The 7,688-nt window shown below is 66.5% G+C and carries 9 protein-coding genes; 8 read left to right on the top strand and 1 reads right to left on the bottom strand.

Annotated elements, in window-relative coordinates; translation table 11 throughout:
- Positions 1-169: 169 nt before the first annotated feature.
- The 7 genes from ACIRA7_RS13320 (at position 170) to ACIRA7_RS13290 (ending at position 6,824) form a co-directional block, all read left to right on the top strand.
- Entirely contained in the window at positions 170-1,396 is a 1,227-nt protein-coding gene (locus tag ACIRA7_RS13320; RefSeq protein WP_396221334.1) for an acetyl-CoA carboxylase biotin carboxylase subunit family protein, read from the top strand.
- Positions 1,397-1,605: 209 nt separating this feature from the next.
- A complete protein-coding gene (locus ACIRA7_RS13315) occupies positions 1,606-2,085 on the top strand; it encodes a hypothetical protein (protein WP_396221333.1) in 480 nt (159 codons plus the stop codon).
- 35 nt (positions 2,086-2,120) lie between these two features.
- Entirely contained in the window at positions 2,121-2,672 is a 552-nt protein-coding gene (gene pyrR, locus ACIRA7_RS13310) for a bifunctional pyr operon transcriptional regulator/uracil phosphoribosyltransferase PyrR (protein ID WP_396221332.1), read from the top strand.
- 4 nt (positions 2,673-2,676) lie between these two features.
- Entirely contained in the window at positions 2,677-3,636 is a 960-nt protein-coding gene (locus ACIRA7_RS13305) for an aspartate carbamoyltransferase catalytic subunit (RefSeq protein ID WP_396221331.1), read from the top strand.
- On the top strand, positions 3,633-4,919 hold the full coding sequence (locus ACIRA7_RS13300; RefSeq protein ID WP_396221330.1) for a dihydroorotase: 1,287 nt from the start codon (positions 3,633-3,635) through the stop codon (positions 4,917-4,919). Before ACIRA7_RS13305 ends, ACIRA7_RS13300 begins: the two co-directional genes overlap by 4 nt.
- Positions 4,920-4,926: 7 nt before the next feature.
- Positions 4,927-5,634 carry a class II aldolase/adducin family protein gene (locus ACIRA7_RS13295; protein WP_396221329.1) on the top strand — a complete coding sequence of 236 codons (708 nt, stop codon included), beginning with the start codon at positions 4,927-4,929 and terminating at the stop codon, positions 5,632-5,634.
- Positions 5,635-5,753: 119 nt separating this feature from the next.
- Entirely contained in the window at positions 5,754-6,824 is a 1,071-nt protein-coding gene (locus tag ACIRA7_RS13290) for a hypothetical protein (protein WP_396221328.1), read from the top strand.
- An 80-nt stretch (positions 6,825-6,904) separates the two neighbouring features.
- Here ACIRA7_RS13290 and rpsT read toward each other — a convergent pair whose 3' ends face one another.
- Positions 6,905-7,150, bottom strand: a complete 246-nt coding sequence (gene rpsT / locus ACIRA7_RS13285) for a 30S ribosomal protein S20 (RefSeq protein WP_396221327.1) — start codon at positions 7,148-7,150, stop codon at positions 6,905-6,907.
- A 241-nt stretch (positions 7,151-7,391) separates the two neighbouring features.
- Between rpsT and ACIRA7_RS13280 the strand changes: the two genes are divergently transcribed.
- Positions 7,392-7,688: site-2 protease family protein (locus ACIRA7_RS13280; RefSeq protein WP_396221326.1), on the top strand; the 297-nt coding region annotated here is incomplete at its 3' end.

The raw sequence follows: 7,688 nt of genomic DNA, 5'->3' as shown, positions 1-7,688 counted from the left end.
GCCAGGCTACCGTATCCCGGACAGCATCCCACGGGGAGCTACGAGGGAGAGGGCCACATCATCGTGCGTCACCCGGAGACCTCCGTGGTGCAGCATGCGCTACAACGTATTGTCTCGAGCGTTCGCGTCCGTCTCGGCTGAGTCCCTCCCCAATCTCCGGAATCGCCCTGTGTCCAAAACCGTGTTGATGCTGACCCCGGGGTTCCCCGGTGAAATGCCACTCTTCACGCGTGGCTTGTCCGAGCAGGGCGCCACCGTGTTGGGGGTCTCGAATACGCCGGTGCAGGATCTACCGGACATCGCGCGTCGCCATCTCAGCGACTACCTCCAGGCCCCGGATCTCTTCACGAATCCGGAGGTGGCGATCGAGCAGATCCGCCGCTGGCTCGGTTCCCGCACCGTGGACCGGGTCTGCTGCCTCTGGGAACCGGGGGTGGAGATCGCGGCGCAGATCCGGGAAGCCCTCGGCGTGCCGGGGCAGTCGTACCACCAGGCGCTGCGCTTTCGCAATAAGGATCTCATGAAGCAGGCCCTCGCCGAGGGCGGCGTGCGGGTGCCGCACCATGCGATCGCCAGCACGCCGGCCGAAGTCTGGGCGGCGGCCGAGCAGGTGGGCTATCCGCTCATCATCAAGCCCATCGCCGGCGCCGGCTCGATGGACACCTTCCGCTGCGATGACGCCGCCGATGTGAAGCAGGCCATCGCCCAGCTGGGACACGTTGCGGTGGTCGACGTCGAAGAGTTCATCGACGGCGAGGAGTACACGTACGACACGGTCTGCGCCGGTGGCGACATCAAGTACTTCCACATTGCGTTCTATCGCCCTCGGCCGCTCATCGCCCGCACCAACGAGTGGATCTCGCCGCAGACGCTCACGTACAAGAACGTCGACGATCCCAAGCTGGCCGGCGGACGGGCCATGGGCGAGCAGGTCCTCAAGGTCCTCGGCTACGACACCGGCTTCACGCACATGGAGTGGTACCGCAAGGCCGACGGCGAGGCGGTCTTCGGCGAGGTAGCGGCCCGTCCGCCCGGCGCTCGCACCGTCGATCTCATGAACTATTCCGGCGACATGGATCTCTTCAACGGCTGGGCCGAGGCCGAGCTACACGGCACCTTCTCGCAGCCGATCGAGCGGAAGTACAACACCGCTTGCATCACCAAGCGGGCGCACGGGCAGGGGCGTATCCAGCGGATCGAGGGGCTGGAGCAACTGCGCCAGCGATTCGGTGACGCGATCTGCGTGGTGGATCTGCTGCCCATCGGGACCCCGCGCCGCGATTGGAAGAGCACCCTGCTGTCGGACGGCTACGTCACCCTCCGGCATCCCGATTGGGACACCACGATCGCGATGGCCGATGCGGTTGGGACCGACCTCAATCTCTACGCGGGCTGAGCCATCGCCCGCTTCGTGAGGCGGCGGCTGTGGCGCCGCCGCCTCACCTATGGTGGAGGACACGCAACGTCTCGCGGGCCCATCTGTGACAGGCCAAGGGCGAAGTGGGCGGGTGTCCGTCCGGATTCGTTCGGCACATCACTTGCCCAGACTCGTGTGCGCGACGTCGCTGACTGGCGGCCCTCGCGACGACCCGAGCCGGAAGATCCATGTCCCGTATTCTCGAAGAGCCGCCGATTGATCCGATTCGTGGCTACTTCTCGCAGCTGTGCGTGATGCTCACGGGAATCGCGTCGGGCGTCGTGGAGCCGCCGACCGAGGGGGTGTTCCGTTCGCCGTCCTATCACATGGGGCGCCGTGACGGCTTTCATGTGGTCGTCGCCCATCTCGCGTCCAGCCGCAATCTCCGCGAGGCCGCCGACAAGTGTGTGGCCTTCGGCCTCGGCGTCGAAGAGCGGGCCGACTCGCACCCCTACGGCCCCGACTGGTCGCACGGATTTGCACAGGCCACCATGGAAGCGGCCGCCGACATCGGCATGTACGCCGCCACGTCCTCCGTTCCGCCCATCGACAAGTCGCGGCTGCGCGCGGCCCGAACCGCCGCACGGCACCTCTCGCCGCTCTCCGGACTCTGGACCCCGCGGCCGGCCACCGGTGGCGAGCCTCCCCGCAACCATCACGAGTGGTGAGCGACTGAGCGGCTGGGCCGCGCTATATTGCGGCCATGCCTCGAAAGCCTTCCACCGTCCTTGATGCCCGCGCGCTTGACCGCACGCTGCGGCGCATGGCCGACCAGATCGTCGAATTGAATGCCGGCACCGACAACCTCGTGCTCGTCGGCATCCAGCGCCGTGGGGTGCAGCTCGCTGAGCGCATCGTGCGCATCATCAAGGCGCAGGAAGGGGTGGACATTGCCAGCGGCGCGCTCGACATCACGCTCTATCGCGACGACCTCCAAACCGTCGGGCCGCGCCCCGTGGTCGGCACCACCCACCTGCCGTGGACCCTCGACGACCAACACGTCGTCATTGTCGATGACGTGCTCTACACCGGGCGCACCGTGCGTGCGGCCCTCGACGAACTGGCCGATTTCGGACGCCCGGCGCGCATCGCGCTCGCCGTGCTGATCGATCGTGGCGGACGCGAACTCCCGATTCACGCCGACGTCATCGGCCGCAAGGTCGACGCGAATCCTGGGCAGCGCGTCGATGTGTTCATCGAGGAACTCGACGGTCGCGATGAAGTGCTGATCGCCGCGCGCGACGACGAGGCCTGACGATATGTCCGGTCCGCTCGGTAAGGATCTCCTCGGCCTCGCGCCGCTCTCGGCCGATCAGATCCGGCTCGTGCTCGACACCGCCGTCCCGTTCCGCGAAATCTCCGAGCGCGCGATCAAGAAGGTGCCCACGTTGCGCGGCGCCACGATCGTCAACCTCTTCTTCGAAGCCTCCACGCGCACGCGGATCTCGTTCGAATTCGCCGAGAAGCGGCTCAGCGCCGATACGGTCAACGTCGCATCCGCCGGTTCGAGCGTGTCGAAAGGGGAAACGCTCGTCGACACGGCGCGCAATCTCGAAGCCATGAAGATCGACATGGTGGTCATTCGCCATGGCGCCTCCGGAGCCGCGCAGTTCCTTGCCGAACGGATCGAATCGAACGTCATCAACGCCGGCGATGGCACCAACGAACATCCCACGCAGGGACTCCTCGATATCCTGACGTTGCGCAATCACCTCGGCGAACTCACCGGGCGTCGCATCTGCATCGTCGGGGACGTGCTCCATTCGCGCGTCGCCCGCTCCAACATCTGGGGCCTCACCAAGCTCGGCGCCGACGTCGCGGTGTGCGGTCCGCGGTCACTACTCCCCAACGCCATCGGCGAGATGGGCGTGACCGTGTTTGATCGCATCGAGGAAGCGGTTGAGTGGGCCGATGCCTTCAACGTCCTGCGATTGCAGCTCGAGCGCATGCAGGCTGGCTACATCCCGTCGTTGCGCGAATACAACCGTGTGTACGGCGTCACCCGTGCGCGGCTCGAAAAGGCGCCGCGCGACATCCTCATCCTGCACCCTGGCCCGATGAATCGCGGCGTGGAAATCGACTCTGACGTGGCCGACGGGCCGCACTCGGTGATCCTCGATCAGGTCACCAATGGCGTGGCGGTCCGCATGGCCGTTCTCTATCTGCTGGCCGGCGGCAAGCCGGAACTCGCCGAAGCGGCGAAGAAGGGAGGCGCATGAGCCGGGATTTGCTGCTACGCGGCGGTCGCATTGTCGATCCGTCGCAGGGAATGGACACCGTTGGCGATGTTCTCCTGCGCGACGGACGTGTCGAAGCGTGCGGGGCCGCGATCGGGACCCCCGATGGCGCCGACGTCATCGACGTCAGTGGCTTGGTGGTCACACCCGGGATGATCGACGTGCATATCCATCTGCGTGAACCAGGCCGTGAAGACGTCGAGACCATCGCCACCGGTGCGCACAGCGCCGCGGCCGGTGGATTCACCGGGGTCTGTGCGATGCCGAACACCAAGCCCGTCACCGACAATCAGGCCGTCGTCGGCTTCGTGAAGCGGCAGGGCGAAGCCGCCGGCTTTGCGCGCGTGTACCCGTACGGCGCGATCTCGGTCGCACAGAAGGGGGAGACGCTCGCCGAAATCGCCGAAATGGTTGGCGCCGGTGCCGTCGCCTTCAGCGATGACGGCAGGCCGGTGGAAAGCGCGCAGCTCATGCGCACGGCGCTCGAGTATGCCCGAGCCTTCAACGTGCCCATCGCCGAACACTGCGAGGACATGACACTGGCCCGTGGTGGATCGATGAATGAAGGCATCATGAGCGCCAAGCTCGGTCTCAAGGGCATCCCCGCCGAAGCCGAGGAGATTTACGTCATTCGCGACATTCTCCTCGCCAAGCGCACCGGTGGACACATCCACCTCTGCCATCTCAGCACCAAGGGCTCGGTTGAGCTCGTTCGGTGGGGCAAGGAGCGCGGCATCAACGTGACGTCGGAAGTCTGCTCGCACCACATCTCGCTCACCGAAGATGCGGTCGAAGGCTACAACACGAATGCGAAGATGAATCCGCCGCTGCGCACTGCGGCTGATGTCGAAGCGCTGCAGCAAGGGCTCGCCGACGGCACGATTGATCTGCTCGTCACCGATCACGCGCCCCACCACTACGACGAGAAAGAGCGCGAGTTCGCCGACGCCCCCAACGGGATTGTCGGCCTCGAAACCGCGCTGGCCATCAACTGCACGTATCTGCTGCATCGCGGCATCATGACCATGGCGCAGATGGTCGATGCCATGAGCTGCAAGCCCGCGAAGGTGTTCCACCTGCCCGGCGGCACGCTCGCGCGTGGCAGCCTCGGCGATGTCACCGTCTTCGATCCGAATCGCACGTGGACCGTCGATCCGAAGGCGTTCAAGTCCAAGGGACGCAACACGCCGTACGGGGGGCATCAACTCACCGGACAGGCCCGCCTCACCGTCGTCGGTGGTCGCGTCGTCTATCGCGCCGACTGAGACGCTGGTGACCGACGAGCACGAGCTGCGCGTGATGTTGGCCGCCGCCTGTCGGCGACTCCATGCGCGTGGCCTGCTGGCCGGGGCTGAGGGGAACCTGTCCTGCCGGCTCCCCAACGGCGACCTGCTGGTCACCGCCAGCGGTGTCGACAAAGGGGCCATCGACCACACCCACGTGCTTCGCGTGCGCGCCGATGGCATCCTCTCCCCACACGAACACCTCCCCGGGATGGTCGGTACGCCCGAGTCGCCTGACGGTCGGCGACGCCCGTCGTCGGAATTGGGGATGCACCTCGCCTGCTATGCGGCGCGGGCCGATGTGCAGGCGATCGTGCATGCTCATCCCCCGGCCGCCACGGGGTTCGCCGCCGCCGGAGTCCCCATCCCCGCCGACGTCTTGCCAGAGCTGCCCGTGGTCGTGGGACCGATCGCGCTGGTACCCTACGGGCGCCCAGGCACGCCGGCCCTCGCCGACGCGATGCGTCCCTTCCTTGCCGCCCACGAGGTCTTTCTGCTGGCGAACCACGGGGTGACTGCCGTTGGTCGCTCCATCGAGGATGCCGTGCTGCGCATGGAAAGCGTGGAGCAATCCGCGCGTATCCTCACGGTGGCCCGCCTGCTGGGCGGGGCGCAGTCGCTCCCCGCCGCGGAGGTCGCCGGGCTTGCTTCGCTGCATCCCCGATACGAGGATGCAGGGCGGACGCGCAGCAGCTGATCGGCCAAAGCAGCCTGACGCACACGACGGCGTGATCTGCGGCCGTCATGTTCGTCTGATCTATAGCTGGAACCGCTTGGTTCATTCGGCAGTGCCCTCACATGACGGAGTTTCGCGCAGTGTCCATCGACGAAGTCCGGTCGCTCGTTGCCGAGCGGCAGCGTTACACTGACTGGTTGACCGCGCTCGACGCACGTCGCGCAGTCACGGCCAGCCACGTGTTCGATCGCGTGCATGGCGATTACGTCGCGCGCCGCGATGCCGTGCTGGCGCAACTCCGCGAACACATCGGCGCCCTCTCCACCCACGGCGATGAGCTCGATAGCCGCCTGAGCGCCGTGGAAGCCGAACTGGCGACGCTCGAAGACGAGCGCGTCGAGGCGATGTTGCGGACCGCCGTCGGCGAGTACGACGATGATCGCTGGGAGACCCTCCGACAGGGCGTCGAGGCGAAGATGGCCTCGCTCGGCGACCAGCGCAGCGGGTTGCTCACCGAGATCGACGAGATTCGCTCGCTGCTCGCCAGCGCCGGGAACGAGCCGCCGGTGACCGTCGTGGCCGCCCGTGCGGAGGATGTGCTCGCGGACGTGACCGAGGATGTCCTCGGCGGCGTCGCGGTCGACAGCCCCGGCGACAGGCCGGCGGAGTCGGTGCCGGTCGCGTCGGAACCGTACACCGAGATCGATATCGCCTTCGGGGAGACGCCGGATGTCATGGCCGTCGTGCGTGCCGCGCCCGCCTCGTCGGTCCATGCGCCAGCGCCTGCGCCAGCGCCAGCGCCTGCGCCAGCGCCCGTGGCGGATCAGGGGACGTCGGATTTCGACGATGCGCTGGCGATGTTCGCCGAGGTCCCCGGAACGCCGGATCCCACCTCCACCCGATCGCTCGAGGGGATCGAGGTGGAACGCGACGGAAAGGGTGCTTCGTCCAGCTCGGCTCCGTCCGCGCCGAAGGCCAGCACGGCGACCGCCGTGCCGGCGGAGGCCGGCGGTGCGTTCGATGACCTCGCGTTCCTCCGATCGGTCATCGATCCGACTCCCGCTGCATCGTCAGCCGGTGTGTCGTCCGTGGCCGAGGTCGCATCAACGAGCGAGCCACTCAAGACCTTGCGGTGCACCGAGTGCGGCGCGATGAACCTGCCGACCGAGTGGTACTGCGAACGCTGCGGTGGAGAACTCGCCGCGTTCTGAGGCGATCGGCCACGGTGCTCACGACGAAGGGCCGGACTCATGGAGTCCGGCCCTTCGTTATGCCACAGTGGTCGTAGAACTTACGCGGCCGCGTTGGCGGCCTTCGCCAGCTTGCTCTTCTGACGAGCAGCGGCGTTACGATGAATGAGTCCCTTACGCGCCGCACGATCAAGCAGCGAAACGGCAGTCAGGCGATCATCGGCACCAGCGGCGGCGAGCTTCGCCCGCTTGACGGCGGTACGCAGCGCCGAACGCTGCGCACGATTGCGCACCGCAGCCGCACGCGACTTCCGCAGGTCTTTCTTCGCGGACTTGATATTCGGCACGGAAAACTCCCCAGCAGGTAAAATCGGTAAGTACGAAAACGACAGTCAGATGGGGCGGCGCCCCAGGCCACTGCGGACAGACCGAAGAAGATACGTGGATCGGGGCCGCCGGTCAAGAACCCCCGGCCGGTCCCGCCACGCGCATCGCTTTGACACCCGACTGGTGCTGGGCTACCTTCTGAGTCCCCCTTGCTTGCATTCGCGTTGGAGGTTGGGCTCCCCTACTTCATTGGTTCCCGCGTTGGACTTCGCTCAGAAACTCGCGCTGTACGGTCCGGTGCTGCTGTTCTCGATGGTCGCCCACGAGTATGCCCACGGCTATGCGGCGTTCAAGCAAGGGGACATGACGGCCTACCAGCTCGGACGCCTCACGTGGAATCCGCTCAAGCACATCGACCCGTTCATGACGGTCATCTTGCCGGTGTTTCTCGCGTTCGTCGGGGCGCCCATCTTTGGCGGGGCCAAACCGGTCCCCGTCAATCCGCGCAACTATCGCCACTACCGCCGGGGCGACATCATCGTGTCGCTGGCCGGGGTG

The sequence above is a fragment of the Gemmatimonas sp. genome (assembly GCF_044376735.1).
In the GTDB taxonomy this organism is placed as follows: Bacteria; Gemmatimonadota; Gemmatimonadetes; order Gemmatimonadales; family Gemmatimonadaceae; genus Gemmatimonas.
The sequence above is the reverse complement of the archived record's forward strand: the minus strand, read 5'-3'. Positions and strand labels throughout refer to the sequence as shown.

Bases quoted from the DNA above. Each gene is read 5' to 3' on its own strand.
- ACIRA7_RS13315 (WP_396221333.1), top strand. From the start codon at position 1,606: ATGTCCCGTATTCTCGAAGAGCCGCCGATTGATCCGATTCGTGGCTAC.
- pyrR (WP_396221332.1), top strand. From the start codon at position 2,121: ATGCCTCGAAAGCCTTCCACCGTCCTTGATGCCCGCGCGCTTGACCGC.
- ACIRA7_RS13305 (WP_396221331.1), top strand. From the start codon at position 2,677: ATGTCCGGTCCGCTCGGTAAGGATCTCCTCGGCCTCGCGCCGCTCTCG.
- ACIRA7_RS13300 (WP_396221330.1), top strand. From the start codon at position 3,633: ATGAGCCGGGATTTGCTGCTACGCGGCGGTCGCATTGTCGATCCGTCG.